16 protein-coding genes are annotated in these 18,032 nt (G+C 67.6%); 4 read left to right on the forward strand and 12 right to left on the reverse strand.

Annotated elements, in window-relative coordinates; translation table 11 throughout:
* Window positions 1-34: 34 nt before the first annotated feature.
* The 4 genes from mmsB to ACYVGI_RS13565 all read right to left on the reverse strand — a co-directional run bounded on the left by mmsB (window position 35) and on the right by ACYVGI_RS13565 (window position 4,759).
* Entirely contained in the window at window positions 35-1,378 is a 1,344-nt protein-coding gene (gene mmsB / locus ACYVGI_RS13550) for a multiple monosaccharide ABC transporter permease (protein ID WP_460633138.1), read from the reverse strand.
* On the reverse strand, window positions 1,378-2,925 hold the full coding sequence (gene mmsA, locus ACYVGI_RS13555) for a multiple monosaccharide ABC transporter ATP-binding protein (protein ID WP_460633139.1): 1,548 nt from the start codon (window positions 2,923-2,925) through the stop codon (window positions 1,378-1,380). Before mmsA ends, mmsB begins: the two co-directional genes overlap by 1 nt.
* A 143-nt stretch (window positions 2,926-3,068) precedes the next feature.
* Window positions 3,069-4,259, reverse strand: a complete 1,191-nt coding sequence (locus ACYVGI_RS13560; protein WP_460633140.1) for an ROK family transcriptional regulator — start codon at window positions 4,257-4,259, stop codon at window positions 3,069-3,071.
* Window positions 4,260-4,411: 152 nt separating this feature from the next.
* The gene (locus tag ACYVGI_RS13565; protein ID WP_460633141.1) at window positions 4,412-4,759 is read right to left on the reverse strand and encodes an L-rhamnose mutarotase; all 348 of its coding nucleotides are present in this window, start codon (window positions 4,757-4,759) and stop codon (window positions 4,412-4,414) included.
* A 72-nt stretch (window positions 4,760-4,831) separates the two neighbouring features.
* Here ACYVGI_RS13565 and ACYVGI_RS13570 point away from each other — a divergent pair, with 72 nt between their 5' ends.
* Together ACYVGI_RS13570 and ACYVGI_RS13575 are read left to right on the forward strand one after the other, a co-directional pair.
* Complete coding sequence (locus ACYVGI_RS13570; protein ID WP_460633142.1) at window positions 4,832-5,707, forward strand: fumarylacetoacetate hydrolase family protein; 876 nt, start codon at window positions 4,832-4,834, stop codon at window positions 5,705-5,707.
* 17 nt (window positions 5,708-5,724) lie between these two features.
* Complete coding sequence (locus ACYVGI_RS13575) at window positions 5,725-6,474, forward strand: SDR family NAD(P)-dependent oxidoreductase (RefSeq protein ID WP_460633143.1); 750 nt, start codon at window positions 5,725-5,727, stop codon at window positions 6,472-6,474.
* Window positions 6,475-6,581: 107 nt separating this feature from the next.
* Here ACYVGI_RS13575 and ACYVGI_RS13580 read toward each other — a convergent pair whose 3' ends face one another.
* From ACYVGI_RS13580 to ACYVGI_RS13615, 8 genes are all read right to left on the reverse strand, one after another.
* On the reverse strand, window positions 6,582-7,874 hold the full coding sequence (locus ACYVGI_RS13580) for an enolase C-terminal domain-like protein (protein ID WP_460633144.1): 1,293 nt from the start codon (window positions 7,872-7,874) through the stop codon (window positions 6,582-6,584).
* A 242-nt stretch (window positions 7,875-8,116) separates the two neighbouring features.
* A complete protein-coding gene (locus tag ACYVGI_RS13585) occupies window positions 8,117-8,824 on the reverse strand; it encodes a GntR family transcriptional regulator (protein WP_460633145.1) in 708 nt (235 codons plus the stop codon).
* A 55-nt stretch (window positions 8,825-8,879) separates the two neighbouring features.
* Window positions 8,880-9,866 (reverse strand): aldo/keto reductase, encoded by a 987-nt coding sequence (locus ACYVGI_RS13590; RefSeq protein WP_460633146.1) that lies wholly within the window; start codon window positions 9,864-9,866, stop codon window positions 8,880-8,882.
* A gap of 14 nt (window positions 9,867-9,880) precedes the next feature.
* Window positions 9,881-11,005 carry a mandelate racemase/muconate lactonizing enzyme family protein gene (locus ACYVGI_RS13595; RefSeq protein ID WP_460633147.1) on the reverse strand — a complete coding sequence of 375 codons (1,125 nt, stop codon included), beginning with the start codon at window positions 11,003-11,005 and terminating at the stop codon, window positions 9,881-9,883.
* Between the two features lie 55 nt (window positions 11,006-11,060).
* Window positions 11,061-11,957, reverse strand: a complete 897-nt coding sequence (locus tag ACYVGI_RS13600; protein WP_460633148.1) for a carbohydrate ABC transporter permease — start codon at window positions 11,955-11,957, stop codon at window positions 11,061-11,063.
* Window positions 11,947-12,930, reverse strand: coding sequence for a carbohydrate ABC transporter permease (locus ACYVGI_RS13605; RefSeq protein WP_460633149.1), 984 nt, complete (start codon window positions 12,928-12,930; stop codon window positions 11,947-11,949). Before ACYVGI_RS13605 ends, ACYVGI_RS13600 begins: the two co-directional genes overlap by 11 nt.
* Window positions 12,931-12,934: 4 nt before the next feature.
* Complete coding sequence (locus tag ACYVGI_RS13610) at window positions 12,935-14,182, reverse strand: ABC transporter substrate-binding protein (RefSeq protein WP_460633150.1); 1,248 nt, start codon at window positions 14,180-14,182, stop codon at window positions 12,935-12,937.
* 173 nt (window positions 14,183-14,355) lie between these two features.
* The gene (locus ACYVGI_RS13615; RefSeq protein WP_460633151.1) at window positions 14,356-15,720 is read right to left on the reverse strand and encodes an alpha-L-fucosidase; all 1,365 of its coding nucleotides are present in this window, start codon (window positions 15,718-15,720) and stop codon (window positions 14,356-14,358) included.
* A 103-nt stretch (window positions 15,721-15,823) separates the two neighbouring features.
* Here ACYVGI_RS13615 and ACYVGI_RS13620 point away from each other — a divergent pair, with 103 nt between their 5' ends.
* Both ACYVGI_RS13620 and ACYVGI_RS13625 read left to right on the forward strand, forming a co-directional pair.
* The gene (locus ACYVGI_RS13620) at window positions 15,824-17,182 is read left to right on the forward strand and encodes an alpha-L-fucosidase (protein WP_460633407.1); all 1,359 of its coding nucleotides are present in this window, start codon (window positions 15,824-15,826) and stop codon (window positions 17,180-17,182) included.
* 2 nt (window positions 17,183-17,184) lie between these two features.
* Window positions 17,185-18,027 carry an amidohydrolase family protein gene (locus tag ACYVGI_RS13625; protein ID WP_460633152.1) on the forward strand — a complete coding sequence of 281 codons (843 nt, stop codon included), beginning with the start codon at window positions 17,185-17,187 and terminating at the stop codon, window positions 18,025-18,027.
* Window positions 18,028-18,032: the final 5 nt, after the last annotated feature.

Raw genomic sequence — 18,032 nt, forward strand, 5'->3', positions numbered from 1 at the left:
AGGGATGGAACGGACGGGTAAGTCTTGGGGCTGGTTACTTGGTGAGGGACCGCGAGCTCGCCTCGGCGGAGTCTGCGTCCGGCATGACGACGGGCCGGTCGGCGCCGATGGCGTCGGCCGCCTGCTTCTTGCCGCCGCCGAACATCCTGCCGATCAACGACGGACCTCCTCGGCGCTTGGAGTAGACGTCGATGCCGACGGCGATCAGCAGCACGAGGCCCTTGATGATCTGGACCTTGTCGGACGTGACGCCGAGCAACTGCAGGCCGTTGTTGAGGACGGCGATCACGAGACCACCGACGATGGAGCCTGCGACGGTTCCGATACCGCCGGAGACCGCTGCACCACCGATGAACACAGCGGCGATCGCGTCGAGCTCCCAGCCGAGGCCGTCCTGCGGGCCGGAGGAGACCGAGCGTGCCACCGCGATCATGCCGGCCAGGGCCGCGAGCACGGACATGTTCATCATCACGAAGAAGTTGATCCGCTTGATCTTCACACCGGACAGCTCAGCGGCGTGCCAGTTGCCGCCGACCGCATAGATGTGGCGGCCGAAGATCGTGCTGCGGGTGATGAACGAGTACAGGATCACGAGGACGCCGAGAATGATGCCGGACACCGGGAAGCTGGTGCCGATGCGGCCTCCGGCGAAGACGAACGCGAAGTAGATCACCACGGCGTCGACCACGACGACCTTGAACACGCTGACCCAGAGCGGCGCCTTCTCGGAGCCCATCTTGGTCTGGTTGCGGCGGGTGCGCCACTCCATCACGGCGACGACGATCGCGATGATGAGACCGAGCAGCAGGGTGGAGTTGTTGTAGCCGAAGTCCGGGCCCCAGTCGGGCAGGAAGCCGCCGCCGATGAAGGTGAATCCGTCCGGCACGGGGATGGTGTTGGCGTTTCCGATGAACTGGTTCAGGCCGCGGAAGATGAGCATCCCGGCCAGGGTGACGATGAACGCGGGGACGCCGACGTATGCGACCCACCAGCCCTGCCAGGCACCGATCACGACACCGATCAGCAGGCCGAGGATGATCGCGAGCGGCCACGGGACGTGCCACTCCGTCATCGCCTTGGCGACCACGATCCCGACCACCGCGGCCACCGAGCCGACCGACAGGTCGATGTGGCCCGCGATGATCACCATCACCATGCCGATCGCCAGGATGAGCACGTATGCGTTCTGGTTGACCAGGTTGATGAGGTTGACGGACTCGAGAGTCTTGCCGCCGGTCGCGATCTCGAAGAACACGACGATGACGACGAGCGCGCCGAGGATGCCGAACTGGCGACCGGCGGACTGTCCGCTGCCGAACATCTTGGCGAGGTCGCGGATACCCCCGGACTTCTTCTTTTCGGGAATCTGTGTGGTCATTATCGGGCAACCCTCTTCTTGGCGGATGTCATGCTTTTCAGGAGCGTTTCGGGGGTGGCCTCCGCGATGGGAAGCTCATTGGTGATCTGGCCCTCGAAGATCGTGTAGATGCGATCCGAGATGCCGAGCAGCTCCGGGAGCTCGGAGGAGATGACGACGACGCCCTTCCCCTGCGCTGCGAGCTGCTGGATGATGCCGTAGATCTCGAACTTGGCGCCGACGTCGATGCCGCGGGTGGGCTCGTCGAGGATGAGCAGGTCCGGGTCGGTGAACATCCACTTGGCCAGGACGACCTTCTGCTGGTTTCCACCGGAGAGCGTGCTGACGCCGCGCTCCACATCCGGGGTCTTGATGCGCAGGCTCTTGCGGTACTGCTCCGCGATCGCGAACTCCTTCTGGTCGTCGACCACGTTGAAGCGCGAGATCTTCGTGAGCTTGGCCGAGACGATCGACTCCTTGATGTCGTCGAGCAGGTTGAGGCCGAGCACCTTGCGGTCCTCGCTCACGTACGCCATGCCGTTCGCGATGGCGTCGCTGACGTTGCGGACCTGGATCTCCTTGCCGTCCTTGTAGATCTCGCCGGAGATGAAGTTGCCGTACGAGCGGCCGAAGACGCTCATCGCGAGCTCGGTGCGCCCTGCGCCCATCAGGCCGGCGAATCCGACGATCTCGCCGCGGCGCACGTGGAACGAGGAGTCCTTGACCACGAGGCGGTCGGAGACCTGCGGGTGCTGCACGACCCAGTTCTTCACCTCGAAGAAGGTCTCGCCGATGTCGGGGGTGCGGTCGGGGAAGCGGCTCTCGAGTGTGCGGCCGACCATCCCGCGGATGATGCGGTCCTCGTCGACGCCGTCCGCCTTGACGTTCAGGGTCTCGATGGTGCGGCCGTCGCGGATGATCGTGATCTCGTCGGCCACGCGCTCGATCTCGTTGAGCTTGTGGGAGATCATGATCGAGCTGATGCCCTTGCTCTTCAGCCCCAGGATGAGGTCGAGCAGGTGCTGCGACTCCGCCTCGTTGAGCGCAGCGGTCGGCTCGTCGAGGATGAGGAGCTTGACCGACTTGTTGAGCGCCTTGGCGATCTCGACGAGCTGCTGCTTGCCGACGCCGATGTTCTTGATGGGGGTGTCAGGGTCGTCGCTGAGGCCGACGCGTGCGAGCAGCTCGGTCGCGCGCGACTTGGCTTCCTGCCAGTTGATGACGCCGCCGCGGCCCGGCTCGTTGCCGAGGAAGATGTTCTCGGTGATCGACAGCTCGGGGATGAGCGCCAGCTCCTGGTGGATGATGACGATGCCCTCGTGCTCGCTGGACCTGATGTCCTTGAAGCGCATCTCCTGGCCGTTGTAGACGATGTCCCCCGTGTACGTCCCATACGGGTACACGCCGGAGAGGACCTTCATCAGCGTGGACTTTCCTGCACCGTTCTCGCCGCAGATCGCGTGGATCTCATCGGCCTTGACGGTGAGGGAGACATCCTCGAGTGCCTTCACACCAGGGAACTCCTTGGTGATCGCGCGCATCTCCAGGATGACTGCGTTCGACGGCATCGTCGCTCCTTCGGGTTTGTTGCGGGTTTGCTGCTCAACTGCGAACTATCTGCCTAAGTAGTAAACGCTAAAGTCAGGCTTGGCGTCAAACAGTGAACACAACAAGTAAATAACGGTCTGGATGCGCACGGCGCGGTTCCGCGCTACTCGCGTCCGGCGAGAGACGCCTGGATGACCAGCGCGGCGGCCCCCAGGGACTCCGCGCGGTCGCCGAGCGAAGACATCCGCACGGTGGTCGTCTCACCGATAACCGGGATGGCGTTCTGCAGGATCCCGTGCCGGATCGGGTCGAGCAGCGCATCCCCGAGCCCGGCAAGCGGCCCGCCGATCAGCACCAGCTCCGGGTTGATCACGTTGGCGATGTTGGCGATGGCCTGGCCGATCGCCTGACCGGCGTCCCCGACCACGCGCAGGGTCGCCGGGTCGCGCTCGATGCCTTTGCGGAGGATGTCCTCCGTGGTCACCGGCGTCTCGGAGCCGCGGCCGAGGGACTCGATCATCACGGTCGTCGACGCGACCGTCTCCAGGCAGCCGCGGTTGCCGCAGCGGCAGATCACGCCGTGCTCGGTGACCGGCGTGTGGCCGAGTTCGCCCGTGATGCCGAGGTAGCCGTAGTACGGCTGGCCGTTGAGGATGAGCCCGGCGCCGATGCCGGAGCCGATCTTCACGAAGATGAGGTTGCGGACCCCGCGGTTGGCTCCCCAGGTCACCTCGGCGAGCGCGCCGAGGTTGGCGTCGTTGTCGACCACGACAGGGAAACGGAAGGCGTTCTCCAGGTCGCGCAGGTTGACTCCGACCCACTCGGGAAGGATCGCGCCCTGCAGCACCGTTCCCGTCCTGCGGTCGATCGGGCCCGGAATTCCAACGCCGACGGAGAGCACGGACTCGCGCTCCGAGCCGTTGGCGGCCAGCAGCCGGTCGATGAGCTCGGAGGCAGCGAGCAGGCTCGCATCCACGTCGTAGCCGAGCGGCAGGGCGATGCCCTCCTCCGCCAGCACCTCGTAGCCGAGGGTGGCGAGCACCACGCGCACGTGGCGTCGCCCGAAGTCGACGCCGACGGCGATGTCCCCGGTGTCGGTGAGCTGGACCAGCAGGGCGCGGCGGCCCCCGCTGTTGACCGGGCTGGTCGCGACCACGCCCTTCGCCGCCATGTCTCGCACGATGTTCGAGACGGTGGCGGTCGACAGTCCCGTTCCGCGCGCAAGCTCCGCCTGGGTGGCAGGGCCGTTGGCAAGGAGGAACTCGAAGAGCCGCTCCTGGTTCAAGTGCCTCAGTGCGCCTTGCGACCCGGGGTTGCGTGCGCCACGTACGAGAGAGCCCGAAGTGGCGGTCATGCGATAAGGGTGCAGGAGTGAACCCTTGTAGTCAAGTTGTGAACGTAACCCCACGGTTGGGGCACACGCTGCCTTCAGCTTTCTCACGCAGAGGGCGGGAGCTTTCTCATGCAGAGGGCGGGAGCTTTCTCGCTGAGGGAGCAGGGTCGTGCCTAGCGGTCGGAGGAACCCTGCTCATCCCGCTGCTGGGACAGGCTCCAGACCCGGCCGACGACCATGCCGTTCGGGCCTTCCCCCGTGGTCACGAAGTGGTCGACGTACGGGCCGATGAACGCCTGCCAGCGGGCGTTCGCCTCGTCGCTGTCGAGCGCATCCATCGCCGCGGCGAAGTCGTCGCAGTCGACCAGGTGGAACAGATCGCGTCCGCTGCGCCAGATGGTCCAGTCGTGGATGCCGACGCGCGCGAACGACTCGACGAGGTCGGCAGGGATTGTGGCGTGAGCCTCCTCATAACCGGCCTCGTGGCCTTCGCGGACGATGGAATGCAGTGCGACGCGCATCGGATTCTCCCTGGGGTTGGAATGCTATAGGAAATAGTAATAGGGTTCAGGGGACGAGCGAAAGGACTCTCGATGCCCACTCTGCCGACCCAGCCGACCCGATTCCAGCGACTCGGCCAGCCAGGAGCGGAGATCCCCGTCGTCAGCGACGGCACGACGAGCTGGGACCTGCGGCCCATCACCGCGGACATCGACGGCGCGTTCCTCGCCTCCGACGGCCTGGCACGCGCATCCACTGCCGCGCTCGCGGGCGAACTGCCCACGATCGACCCGACAGGGATGCGCATCGGCGCCCCGATCGCCCGGCCCACCGCCGTCATCTGCATCGGGATGAACTACGCCGCGCACGCACGCGAGTCCGGCTCGGAGCCGCCCACCGACATCGTCGTCTTCTACAAGCACCCCAACACTGTGGTCGGGCCGAACGACACCGTGCTCGTCCCGCCTGGATCGACCACCACCGACTGGGAAGTGGAGCTCGCCGCCGTGATCGGGAAGCGCGCCCGCTACCTGTCGTCGCCGGAGGAAGCGCTGGACTACGTCGCCGGATTCGCCGTCGCGAACGACGTGTCGGAGCGGGAGTACCAACTGGAGCGCTCGCTCGGTCAGTGGAGCAAGGGCAAGAGCTTCGAGACCTTCAACCCGCTCGGCCCGTGGCTGGTGCCGACCGCAGCGGTCGGCGACGGGTCCGGTCTTGGCATCTGGTCGGCGGTCAACGGCGAGCAGCGCCAGAGGTCGAGCACCTCCGATCTCATCTTCGGCGTCGCCGAGATCGTCTACCGGCTCAGCCGGTTCACGGTGCTCGAACCCGGCGACCTGATCAACACGGGAACGCCGGAGGGCGTCGGCCTGTCCGGACGATTCCCGTACCTCGCGCCGGGCGACCTGGTCGAACTCGGCATCGACGGACTCGGCGAGCAGCGCACCACCGTGCGCGCGGCCGACTGAGACAAGGAGAGACAACGGTGTCGCAGAACTTCCAAGGACTCGTGGCGGCCGTCACAGGCGGCGCATCCGGGCTCGGCAAGGCCATCGCCGACGAGCTCGCAGCCCGCGGAGCACGCGTGTTCGCCCTCGACCTCGACGCGGCGGCGGTCTCCGCACCGCACACGGGCATCCGGTGCAACATCGGCGACGACGACTCCGTGCGCGACGCGATCGCGGCCGTGATCGCCGACGCCGGCCGACTGGATGTGGTGGTCGCCAACGCGGGCATCGGCGCGCAGGGCGACGTGCTCGCCAACGACGACGCCGAGTGGATGCGCGTGCTCAACGTCAACGTGATCGGCTCAGCCCGTACCATCCGGCACGCCCTGCCGCACCTGCAGGAGTCGCCGTCGGCCGCCGTTGTGCTGACGAGCTCGATCGCTGCGTGGGCCGGCCTCCCCCAGCGCGTGCTGTACTCGGCGTCGAAGGGCGCCGTGTCGGCGATGACGCTGGCGATCGCCGCCGACTGCCTGCCGCTCGGCATCCGCGTGAACGCGGTCGCGCCCGGCACGGCGGACACCCCGTGGGTGGGCCGCCTGCTCGACACGGCCGCCGACCCGGATGCGGAGCGCGCCGCCCTCGCTGCGCGCCAGCCCAGCGGGCGGCTGGTGCAGCCGCAGGAGGTCGCGGAGGCGGTCGCCTACCTCGCGTCGCCTGGGTCCGCATCCACCAACGGCGTCATCCTTGCCGTCGACGGCGGCATGTACTCCCTGCGCCCCCGCCGCTGACCGAAGCAATCGAGCCCAGGCTTTTTCACCTTAAGACGCGTTCTTAAGGTGAAAAACCCTGGGCTCGATTGCTTGGGGACGGGGTGGGGACGGGGTGGAGAGCGGGGCTAGAGCGTGGCGGGGACGGCGAAGGTGTGCGCGGCGAGGGACGCCTCGAGCATCTGCATCCCGGTGCCGGGGGTGAGCGGGGCGCGGTAGCGACCGCCGGTGACCTCGACCGGTGCGACGAAATGCTCGTGCAGGTGCTTGGTGTACTCGATCATCCGGTTCTCCTGGCTGCCGGAGACGGCGACGAAGTCGAACATCGAGAAATGCTGCACCGCCTCGCACAGCCCGACGCCGCCCGCGTGCGGGCAGACGGGCACGCCGAACTTGGCCGCGAGGAGAAGGATGGCGATGTTCTCGTTCACCCCGGCCACGCGGGTGGAGTCGATCTGCACGATCGAGGCCGCCTGCGCCTGGAGGAGCTGTTTGAAGAGCACCCTGCTCATCCCGTGCTCCCCCGTCGCGATGGGGACAGGGGCGACGGCGCGGGCGATGGCCGCGTGGGCGAGGATGTCGTCCGGGCTGGTCGGCTCCTCCACCCAGGCCAGGTCGAACGGTTCCAGAGCACGGATCCAGTCGATGGCCTGGTCGCGATCCCAGCGCTGGTTGGCGTCGATGGCGATGCGGATGTCCGGGCCGACCGTCTCGCGGGCGATGCCGAGGCGGCGCACGTCGTCGGCGAGGTTGTCGCCGACCTTGAGCTTGATCTGCTGGAAGCCGTCGTCCACGGCTTCGCGGGCGAGCCTGCGCAGCTTGTCGTCGGAGTAGCCGAGCCAGCCGGGCGTCGTGGTGTACCCGGGGTAGCCGAGCGCGAGCAGCGTCGCCTCGCGCTCCGCCCTGCCCGGCACGGCGGCGCGGAGCAGTTCCAGCGCTTCGTCGCGGGTGAGAGCGTCGCTGAGGTAGCGGAAGTCGACCAGGTCGACGAGCTGCTCCGGGCTCATCCTGGCCAGGAGCTGCCACAGCGGCAGCCCCGCCCGCTTGGCCTTGAGATCCCAGAACGCATTGACCACGGCGCCGATGGCCATGTGCATCACGCCCTTCTCCGGGCCGAGCCACCGCAACTGCGAGTCGTAGACGAACTCGCGCCAGAACCCGCCGAGGTCGTCCAGGATCTCCTCGACGTCGCGCCCGAGCACGCGGTGCGCTACCGCGTCGATCGCCGCGACCTGCACATCGTTGCCGCGCCCGATCGTGAACACGAACGCGTGGCCCTCGTGGTCGTCGGACGCGTCCGTCGTGATCCGCAGGTACGCGGCCGAGTAGTCGGGGTCGGGGTTCATCGCGTCCGAGCCGTCGAGCATGGCCGACGTCTCGAAGCGGACGTCTCGAGTTTCGAATCCAGTGACGATGCTCACGCGCATCCCTTCCCATCCGTCGCCGAGCGCACCATCACGTCGGGCTTACAACCAACATCCTATTGGATATAGGTGGATGCGCGCCAGTTGTTGGCAAAGTTCGGCAGGAGAAAGCGCGCGCGGCTGCGGCGTGTTCTCCGTTCGGAAGGAGTTTTGGGCGCGCGGAAGGGCAAACTCCGTTCGGAAGGAGTTTCGGGGAGGCTGGGGGGGCTGGGGGCTGGGGGCTGGGCTGGGAGCCGGGGTTACTGCTCCACCTGCTGCAGGCTGGTCGAGATGCGCAGGTAGGACTTGGTGATGTGGTCGAGCATCGCGTTCTCGGCCGCGACGGCGTCGCCGGCGCGCAGCGCTTCGAGCACGGCCTCGTGCTCGCCGGAGGTCTCGTCGACCACGCCGTGCTTGAAGTAGATGCGGTACTGGTGCATGTGCGAGCGCAAGCGGGCGATGGCGTCGGAGAGCAGCGCGTTGCCGGAGTGCTCTGCGATGATGCGGTGGAAGGCCGCATCCTGGTCGGCGAAGTCCTTGTAGTCGCGGAACCGGTCGTCGCCGCTCTGCGCCGCCTGGCCGCTGGCGTGCATCGCGTCGCAGAGCTCTTCGAGCTCGACCAGCGTCTCCGGCGTGAGCTCGCCGACCGCGTTGCGGGTGGCGTACGGCTCCATCAGGCGGCGCATTTCGAAGAGCTGACGCAGGCCCTCGCTGTCGAGCAGCGGTGCGGCGGTGTAGCCCTTGAGCGCCTGCTTGACCACCAGGCCCTCCGACTCGAGCCTGGCGAGCGCCTCGCGCACCGGAGTGGGAGAGACATTGAGCTGGCGGGCGATGCCGTCGATGCTGGCCCGGCTGCCCGGCTCGATGACCTGGTCCATGAGCAGTCCGAGAACCGCGTCGTACACGTCGTCGGCGAGCGCCCTCCTCGCGGGGAGGAAGTGCGCGCCCGGTGCTGGTTCGGTGGTCATGCAGACATCGTAGGGGTTCGTCGGAGCGAAAGAGAGGATAGAGGATGCAGGATTCTCACGGCAGCAGCCCGGCCTCCGCGAGTTCCGCCCAGAGTGCGTCTGGCACGGGGACGGCCGCAAGCCCGGCGTTGCGGGTGATCTGGTCGGCGGAGTCCGCGCCGAGCACGACGGTCGCGACGGCAGGGTGGCGCAGCGGGAACTGCACGGCGAGTTGCGGGACCGTCACGCCGTATGCGGCCGCGATGTCCGCGATCCGGGAGGCGCGCTGGACCAGCGCATCGGGCGCGGTGCCGTAGTTGTACGTCGCCCCCTGGACCGGCCGGTCGGTGGCCAGGATGCCAGAGTTGAACACCGCGGCGACCGCGACGGACACCCCGCGCTCTGCGGCGGCGGGAAGCAGGTCATGCTCGGCCGCCTGGTCGAGCAGCGTGTACCGGCCGGCGCACATCACGATGTCGAGGTCGGTCTCCCTCACGAACCTGGTGAGCATCGCCGACTGGTTCATGCCCGCGCCGTACGAGCGGATCACGCCCTGCGCCCGCAGCTCGTCCAGGGCGGGGAACGCGCCGTCGAGCGCCTCGCGCTCGTGCTCGTCGGGGTCGTGGACGAACACCACGTCGATGCGGTCGAGGCCGAGCCTGGTCAGCGAGTCCTCGATCGAGCGCAGGACGCCGTCGCGCGAGTAGTCCATCCGCCGCCGCGTGGTAGACGGAACGGCGAACAGGTTGGCGATGTCCGTGTCGCCGTCGCGGTAGCCGGGATTGGGTTCGAGCACGCGGCCGACCTTGGTCGACAGCACGAACGCATCCCGGTCGTGCTGCTGCAGTCCGAGACCGAGACGCTGCTCCGCCAGGCCGAGACCGTAGTGCGGGGCCGTGTCGAAGTACCGGATGCCCGCCTCCCACGCTGCGGGCACGATGCCGGGCCAGACGTCGTCGGCGAGCGGACGGTAGAGGTTGCCGAGAGCGGCGACGCCGTAGCCGATCGGCCCGACGGTCAATCCGCTGCGGCCATAGGCACGGGATGCGGTGAGGGTGTTCACGATGTCCATTCTGCTCAGCCGACCCTCAGGTCGTCGATGGCGTCGAAGTCCCATTCGATGCCGAGCCCGGGCGCGGTCGGGGCGATGCCGGCTCCGTCGCGCACGATCATCTCTCTGCGGGTCACGGCGCGGAGCTGCGGGATGTGCTCCAGGTAGAGCGCGTTCGGGATGGCGCAGCACAGCGAGACGTGCAGCTCCATCAGGAAGTGCGGAGCCACGGACACGTTGAACGCCTCCGCCAGGTGCGCGACCTTCAGCCACGGCGTGATGCCGCCGACCCGCGCGACATCCACCTGCACGATCGAGGCGGCGCCCGCCTGCAGATACTCGCGGAAGTGCCCCACCGAGTAGATCGACTCCCCCACCGCGACGGGCAGGCTGGTGGCCTCCGCGAGCCGCCGATGCCCGGCGACGTCCTCGGCGGGCAACGGCTCCTCGAACCAGAAGATGTCCAGCTTCTCGAACAGGGCGGCCCGCCGGATGGCCTCCGCCGCCGTCATCGACTGGTTCGCGTCGACCATGATGTCCATGCCGGGGCCGACAGCATCCCGCACAGCGGCGAGCCGGTCGAAGTCCTCGTGCCCGCGCGGCTTGCCGACCTTGATCTTCACCCCGTTCATCCCGAGCGCCTTCGACGCCACAGCCTGCGCGACGAGCTCCTCCGTGGTGAAGTGCAGCCAGCCGCCCTCGGTGTCGTACAACGGGATGCTCGGGCGCGCGCCGCCGGCCGCCACCCACAGCGGCAGGCCGGCGGCCTTGCAGCGCGCATCCCACACTGCGGTGTCCACCGCGGCGAGCGCGAGCGACGTGATCAGCCCGACGGTGGTGGCGCGGGTCGACGAGAACAGCGCCCGCCACACGGCCTCCGGACGGTTCGCGTCCATCCCGAGCAGCACCTCCAGCAGGCCGGTGCGCAGCAGGCTGAGCACCGCGCCGCCGCCGGTGCCGATCGTGTAGCTGTAGCCGACGCCCTCCACGCCCCCGGCTGTCCGGATGCGCACGAAGATGGTCTCCTGCTTCACGAACGACTGCACAGCATCCGTGCGGACGGTCTCCACTTCGAGATCGCTCAGCCACGCCTCGGCGAAGACGATGGTGCCGTCCACGGCGATGCGGTCGATGGGCGGTGCGAGGGTCATCTGATCTGCTTTCCTGAATTGTGGGCCGGGTGTCGTCTGCGCGTGCGCGTTTCCGTCACCGGCCGCCGAAGCCGCCGAGGGCGACGCCCTTGATGAGCTGGCGCTGCAGCACGGCCACGATGATGAGCGACGGGATGATCGCGAGGGTGGACGCGGCCATCATCAGGCTCCACTGGGTGCCGTGCTCCCCGGTGAACATCGAGAGGCCGAGCGGGACGGTCGCGAGCTCCTGACTGTTGATGATGATCAGCGGCCAGAGATACGAGTTGTAGTAGCCGACGAACGAGAACACCCCGAGCACGGACAGCGGAGCGGTGAGCTGCGGGAGCAGCACCGACCACAGCGTCCTGAACCGGGATGCGCCGTCGATCAGCGCCGCCTCCTCGAACTCGATCGGGATGGTCAGGAAGAACTGCCGCAGCAGGAACGTGCCGAACGCGGTGAACGCGAACGGGATGATCAGCGCCGTGTACGTGTCGACCAGGCCGAGCTGGTTCATCATGATGAACAGCGGCACGACCAGCACTTCCTGCGGGAGCACGAGCGTCAGCACGTAGAGCAGGAAGATGCGGTCGCGGTACTTGAACCGCAGCCGGGAGAACGCGTACGCGGACAGCACGGCGACGATCACCGACAGCAGCGCGCCCATGATCGCGACGAAGAAGCCGTTGAAGATGAAGCGCCCGAACGGCACCAGGGTCCACGCGTCCACGAAGTTCGACCACTTGACCTCGGAACCGATGAACGTCGGCTTCGCCGAGAACACCTCGGACTCCGGCTTGAGGGCCGAGAAGAACATCCAGATGAACGGGAAAGTGAACACCAGGGCCACGATCGCCATCACCAGGGTGTTGAGCCAGGTCTTGGTGGCTGTGACCTTCTGGGCGCGGCGCATCCGGGGCTTGCGGCGGGTCACGGCGTCCCGTGCGGGCGTCAGCGTCTCACTTGTCATAGTTCACCCACTTCTTCTGCCCGGCGAACTGCAGGGCGGTGATGAGCATCACGACGATGAACAGGATCCAGGCGAGGGCGGATGCGTAGCCGAGCCTGTCGAACACGAAGCCGTTGCGGTACAGGTAGAGCACGAACGTGTTGGTCGACTCGCCCGGGCCGCCCTGGGTCAGGATCTGCGGCTGCACGAACACCTGGAACGCGCCGATCATGGTCATCGTCATGGTGAAGAACAGCGAAGGAGAGATCATCGGCAGGATGATCGACCGCAGCCGCTGCCAGGCGCTCGTTCCGTCCATCCTGGACGCCTCGAGGATCTCCTTCGGGATGCTGCCGAGACCGGCGGAGAGCACGATCACGTTGTAGCCGAACGACTGCCACACCGACATCGCGATCACCGAGAACAGGGCGAACGACGCATCCGACAGCCAGCTCGGTCCCTGGATGCCGACGGATGCGAGAGCAGAGTTCACCAGACCGTTGTCGCTGAGCAGCAGGCGCCACACCAGGGCGTTGGCGACCATCGGCGTGATGGCGGGGAGGAAGAAGATCACCCTCCAGAATCCGGAGAACTTGATCCTCGTGTTCAGCCACAGCGAGACGGCCAGTGCGAGCACCAGATTGAGCGCTGTGTAAACGAACGCGAAGATCACCGTGTTGATCAGGACCGTGTAGAACGTGGGGTCGGAGAACAGCTTCTGGTAGTTGGCGAAACCGACGAAGGTCGGGGTGCCGAACAGCGGCCACTCGAACAGGCTGATGACCAGCGAGCCGAGCAGCGGGACCAGGATGAAGAAGGTGAACCCTGCGAGCCCTGGCCACAGGTAGGCGAGCGCGACGAGGCCGTCGCCTTTGCGCTTCTTGTTCGCCCGCGGCGGGGTGGGGTGGGGCACGCCGAACGGGCGCGTTTCGGGCGCGGCGGGCGCCGCCGTCTCCTTCGAGACGACGGCGCCCGTGATCAGTGGGGAAGCCATGCGGCTACTGCCCCACCGAGTTCTGGATCGTGTTCATCACGTCCTTTGCCGTCTTGTCACCGCGGTACCCTTCGACGCCGTACTGGGTGAACAGGGTCTCCACCTGGTTCCAGGTGGGGGTGGTGAGCTGCGCGGTGGCGTTGCCGAGGAGCGCCTGCACGGCCGCGGCCGCCTCGGGCGTCTTGCCGTCGGCCCACGCCGACTGGGCGTCTGCGCGGGAGGGCACGATGCCGCGCTTCTCCGCCTGGCCCTTGAGCACGCTGGTGTCGGTCATCGCCTGGATGGCCTTGAACGCGCCGTCCGGGTCCTTGCAGTTCTTCGCGATGCCGAAGCCGGAGCCCGCCGTCATGCCGTGCGCCTTGCCCGAGGTGGACGGGACGATGGTCACGCCCATCTGGAACTTGGCGGCGCTGGCGAAGGTGCCGTACATCCACGGACCCTCGATCAGCATGTCCGCCGTGCCGCCGGTGAACGCCGCCTGAGCGACGTCGGAGCCGTCGGCCGCGTTCGGCGCCGCCGCGATGCCTTCCTTGCTGACCAGGTCGAAGTACGACTGCACCTGGTCGACCAGCTTGGAGTTGGTCAGGTCGAGCTTGCCGTTCTTCACCGCCTCCGCGCCGTCGGCGATGGCCCAGGCGTTGGGGATGAAGAAGCCGGGCTCGATGGCGAGCGCCTTGTGGTCGGCCGTGGTGAGCTTCTTCGCGTCGGAGAGGAACTGCTCACGCGTGTACGTGGTGCTCGGGAGCTCCAGGCCGGCCTTCTTGAACGCATCCACGTTGTAGTAGAGGACGATCGGCTCTGCGTCGTACGGGATGGCGCGGATGGTGCCGTCGACCGTCATGCCCTTGAGCATGGACGAGTCGAACGCCGAGGTGTCGAGTTTGTACTTCTTGATCAGGTCGTTCAGCGGCATGAGCAGCCCGCCGAGCTCCTGTGCACGCGCGGCCTGCGTGGTGAGCAGGCAGGGCGGGTTGGAGCCGCTGAGACGGGTCTTGACCTTCGTCCAGTAGTCGTTGAAGCTCGGTCCGTCGATGGTCACGTCGAGCTTCGGGTCGACCTTCTTGCCGAGGTCGATGAAGCCCTGCCACTGGTCGCGGTCGCTCTGACTGCTCACCCAGGTGTACATCGAGATGGGGCCACCGGATGCGTTCCCGCCCCCGCCGCCCGCGCATCCCGCGAGTGCGGTGAGCGCTCCTGCCAGTACGATTGCGGTTCCGATCCTGCTCGCCGCGCGCTTGCTTCGTGGTGTCACTTGCTGTGCCTCCTCCATTGGATTCATCAAATGTGATCGCCTACTGAGCCTGCTGTTTCGCGGAGGGGCCCTGCCGGGCTCCGGATCCACGATCCTATAGGGTCTTTGATATAGGTTATGGGGAGCATAAGCGGATGCGCCCCAGCAGGTCAAGTAGTCGACCGGGTCTGCCGTCAGGCGAAGTCGATCGCGATCACGTCGACGACGGCCCCGGATGCGCCGGGCGCGGGGATCAGCAGCTCGCCGAGCGGCTCCACATCCCGCGACGCCTGCTCGTGCACCTCGTAGTTGACCTCGTACGGCAGGCTCTCGCCCGTGGCCAGCAGCCGGATGCCGCTGACCCGGCCCACCGGGATGCCGCGCACGATCACCTGCTCGATCGGCCGCATCACCAGGTGCAGGTAGATCGTGCCGGGGCGCGCGGTCGACGGACCGTAGTAGTCGACTCCGACGGTCGGCGAGACGCCGACGACGCTCTCGGCGTGCGCATCCATCCAGCCGCCGATCTCGTCCAGCGTCTGCACCTGCGACTCGTTGAGGCTGCCGTCGCCCTTCGGGCCGATGTTGAGCAGCAGGTTGCCCCCGCGGCTCGCCACCTCGATCAGAGTGGTCACGAGCGAGGTGGTCGACTTGCTCTTGGTGTCACCAGGGCGCCAGGCCCACATCTGCCCGATCGTGAGGCACAGCTCCCACGGACCGGTCGGCGCCGTGACGGGGAAGCCCTGCTCCGGCGTCTTGTAGTCGCCCTGGCCGAGCAGGCGGTCGTTGATGACCACATCCGGCTGCAGCGACTTGATCAGCGCACGCAGCCCTGCGCTGTCCCACTCGGGCTCCGAGCGCTCCCACTCGCCGTCGAACCAGAGCAGGTCGATGGTGCCGTAGTTCGTCAGCAGCTCGGTGAGCTGGCCGCGCAGGTAGTCCTGGTAGCGCGTCCACGCCTCCGCGGAGGGGCGGCGGTGCTTGTCGTCGGCGACCGGCGTGCCGGCGTTGGCCGGGTCTCCCGCGGCGGGCCAGTGCTCGAGCGGGTACGGCCGGTCGCTGTCCTGGAAGGCCGGGTAGTCCGGGTGGTTCCAGTCCGGGAGGCTGTAGTAGATGCCCACCCGGATGCCCTCGGCACGGATAGCGTCGACGAACTCGCGGGTGATGTCGCGGCCGAACGGCGAGTGCTCGATGCCGAAGCCGGAGTGCTCGGTGTGGAACATCGAGTACCCGGCGTGGTGGCGCGCGGTGAACACGACGTAGCGCGCGCCAGCGCGCTTGGCGAGTGCTGCGAGCGCGACCGCATCCCATTCGACGGGATCGAAGGTGGGTGCCGTCGACTGGTATTGCTCGACGCTGACGGTGTCCTCCACCGCGTCGGAGCCGGGGATGATGGACCGGCCGACGAGCGGCCAGGAGATCTCGATGCCTTGCTGGCTGGCGTGATCCCAGTGCACGAACAGACCGAATCCGGCGCCGATGAACCATTCCCCGCCTGGGAGCTGGAAGTCGTTCGGACGCACGAAGGAGTCGGGTAGAGCGGTGAGGGTCGAATCCACGGGGAGAACTCTCCTTTGAGTAGGGATGCTATTGCCTATAGGATATGGAATCGGGATGCGTCCCACAATCCATTCAGCGAAGAAGGAGAATCTCAGCGTGGCAATGTTCACTGACGACCCCGTCCGCCCCGAGAACTACCAGCGGTTCGAGCGCGACCTCCCGTCCTGGTTCAGCGACGCGAAGCTCGGCATCTTCGTGCACTGGGGTCCGTATTCCGTACCCGCCTGGGCAGAGCCGATCGGCGAGCTCGGCACCATCGAGAAGCAGTACTGGTTCGCACACAATCCTTACGCAGAGTGGTACTACAACACCATCCGCATCGAGGACAGCCCTGCTGCCCAGCACCAGCGAGACGCGTTCGGCGGCGCCCCGTACGACGACTTCATCGACGCCTGGCACCCCGACGAGTTCGACCCTGACGCGTTCATCGCCCTGGTGAAGAGCACAGGCGCCGGCTACTTCGTGCCGACCACCAAGCACCACGACGGCGTCACCCTCTGGGACGCTCCGGGAACCGACGGGCGCAACACGGTGGCCCGCGGCCCCAAGCGCGACCTGATCGGCGCGTTCGAGAAGGCCACCCGGGATGCGGGCCTCCGCTTCGGTGTGTACTACTCCGGCGGCCTCGACTGGCACTTCTCGCAGCTCCCCCCGATCACCGACGAGGGCCAGGAGTTCGGCCGCCCCGTCGACGCCGCGTATGCGGAGTACGCGTACAAGCACGTCGAAGACCTGATCGAGCGCTACACGCCCGACGTGCTCTGGGGCGACATCGAGTGGCCGGACGCCGGCAAGCCGTCCGGGCCGTTCTCGATGGAGAACCTGTTCGAGAAGTTCTACGCCACCACCCCGGACGGCGTCGCCAACGACCGCTGGGGCACGACGCACTGGGACTTCCGCACCAGCGAGTACCAGCAGGGCCTCAGCGTGGAGGGCGAAGGCGGCTGGGAGAACTGCCGGGGCATCGGATACTCCTTCGGCCACAACACCCTCGAAGACGAGACGCACCTGCTGAGCGGTCCGGATGCGGTGAAGACGTTCGTGGACATCGTGTCGCGCGGCGGCAACCTGCTGCTCAACGTCGGCCTCACCGCCCGCGGAACCGTGCCGGAGCTGCAGCGCCAGACGCTGGAGCACCTCGCGGCGTGGAACGCGGTCAACGGTGACGCGGTGTTCGGGTCGTCGACCCTGGATGCGGCGATCGCCGGTCCGTCCGCCGGCGAGCCCGGCGCAGGGCCGTGGGTGCGCTGGACGCGCAGCGGCGACGTCGCGAACGCCTTCGTGGATGCGGCGGGAGCGGTCTCGCTCTCCGGCGTCTCCGCCGCGGTCGACGCGGCGTCGGCACGCCTCGCAGACGGAACGCCGGTGGCCGTGACGCGCGACGGGGACACCCTCTCCGTCTCGCTGCCGGAGCCCGCTGTCGCCGGTCCCACCCTCATCCGCTTCGACCTGGCGGCCTGAGCATGACCGTCGACGCCCACCTGCACCTCTGGGACCTCGATCGGGTCGCATACCCGTGGCTGACCGACGCGCTCGCTCCGATCAACCGCACGTTCGCGTTCGCGGAGATCGAACCGCAGTTGCGGCAGGAGGGCGTCGACGGCGCCGTGCTCGTCCAGGCGGCGAACTCGCTGGAGGACTCGGAGGCGATGTTCGCCGTCGCGGCCTCCTCCTCTCTCATCGCCGGCGTCGTGGCCTGGGTCGACCTGCTCGACCCGGCCGCGGCCGCCGCTCAGCTCGACGCGTGGTCGGCGCATCCCGATTTCGTGGGGGTGCGTCACCTCATCCACGACGAGCCGGACGCCGACTGGCTGGCACGGGATGCGGTCCACCGCTCGCTCGCGCTCCTCGCCGACCGGGGTCTCGCGTTCGACGTGATCGGGGTGCTCCCCCGGCACCTGGAGCACGCACTCTCGCTCGCCGAAGCGCTGCCGGGGCTCCGGCTCGTGATCGACCACCTCGGCACACCGCCCGTCGGAGCCGCCGACGGCGGCGCGGAGCCGTGGGCGTCCCTGATGACCAGGCTCGCCGCGCATCCGGGTGTCTTCGTCAAGCTCTCCGGGCTCACCACGCTCGGTGCGGCCGGGCGGGCGACCGCCGACGATCTGCGGCCGTACGCGGAGCACGTGCTCGACGCGTTCGGCCCGGCCAGGGTGCTGTTCGGCGGAGACTGGCCGGTCTCAACGCTCGCCGGACCGTACACGGAGACGATGCGCATCACCCGCGAACTCGTCGCCGGCCTGAGCGCCGACGAGCGATCGGACGTGTTCGGACGTGCGGCAGACAGGGCGTACCACCTAAGCTGAGCCTC

This window comes from Leifsonia lichenia (assembly GCF_054780215.1).

Excerpts from the sequence above, each read along its gene's own strand:
- mmsA (WP_460633139.1), bottom strand. The coding sequence starts at position 2,925 with ATGCCGTCGAACGCAGTCATCCTGGAGATGCGCGCGATCACCAAGGAG.
- ACYVGI_RS13595 (WP_460633147.1), bottom strand. The coding sequence starts at position 11,005 with ATGACCCTCGCACCGCCCATCGACCGCATCGCCGTGGACGGCACCATC.
- ACYVGI_RS13605 (WP_460633149.1), bottom strand. The coding sequence starts at position 12,930 with ATGGCTTCCCCACTGATCACGGGCGCCGTCGTCTCGAAGGAGACGGCG.
- mmsB (WP_460633138.1), bottom strand. The coding sequence starts at position 1,378 with ATGACCACACAGATTCCCGAAAAGAAGAAGTCCGGGGGTATCCGCGAC.
- ACYVGI_RS13560 (WP_460633140.1), bottom strand. The coding sequence starts at position 4,259 with ATGACCGCCACTTCGGGCTCTCTCGTACGTGGCGCACGCAACCCCGGG.
- ACYVGI_RS13585 (WP_460633145.1), bottom strand. The coding sequence starts at position 8,824 with ATGACCACCGAACCAGCACCGGGCGCGCACTTCCTCCCCGCGAGGAGG.
- ACYVGI_RS13570 (WP_460633142.1), top strand. The coding sequence starts at position 4,832 with ATGCCCACTCTGCCGACCCAGCCGACCCGATTCCAGCGACTCGGCCAG.
- ACYVGI_RS13600 (WP_460633148.1), bottom strand. The coding sequence starts at position 11,957 with ATGACAAGTGAGACGCTGACGCCCGCACGGGACGCCGTGACCCGCCGC.
- ACYVGI_RS13625 (WP_460633152.1), top strand. The coding sequence starts at position 17,185 with ATGACCGTCGACGCCCACCTGCACCTCTGGGACCTCGATCGGGTCGCA.
- ACYVGI_RS13565 (WP_460633141.1), bottom strand. The coding sequence starts at position 4,759 with ATGCGCGTCGCACTGCATTCCATCGTCCGCGAAGGCCACGAGGCCGGT.
- ACYVGI_RS13620 (WP_460633407.1), top strand. The coding sequence starts at position 15,824 with ATGTTCACTGACGACCCCGTCCGCCCCGAGAACTACCAGCGGTTCGAG.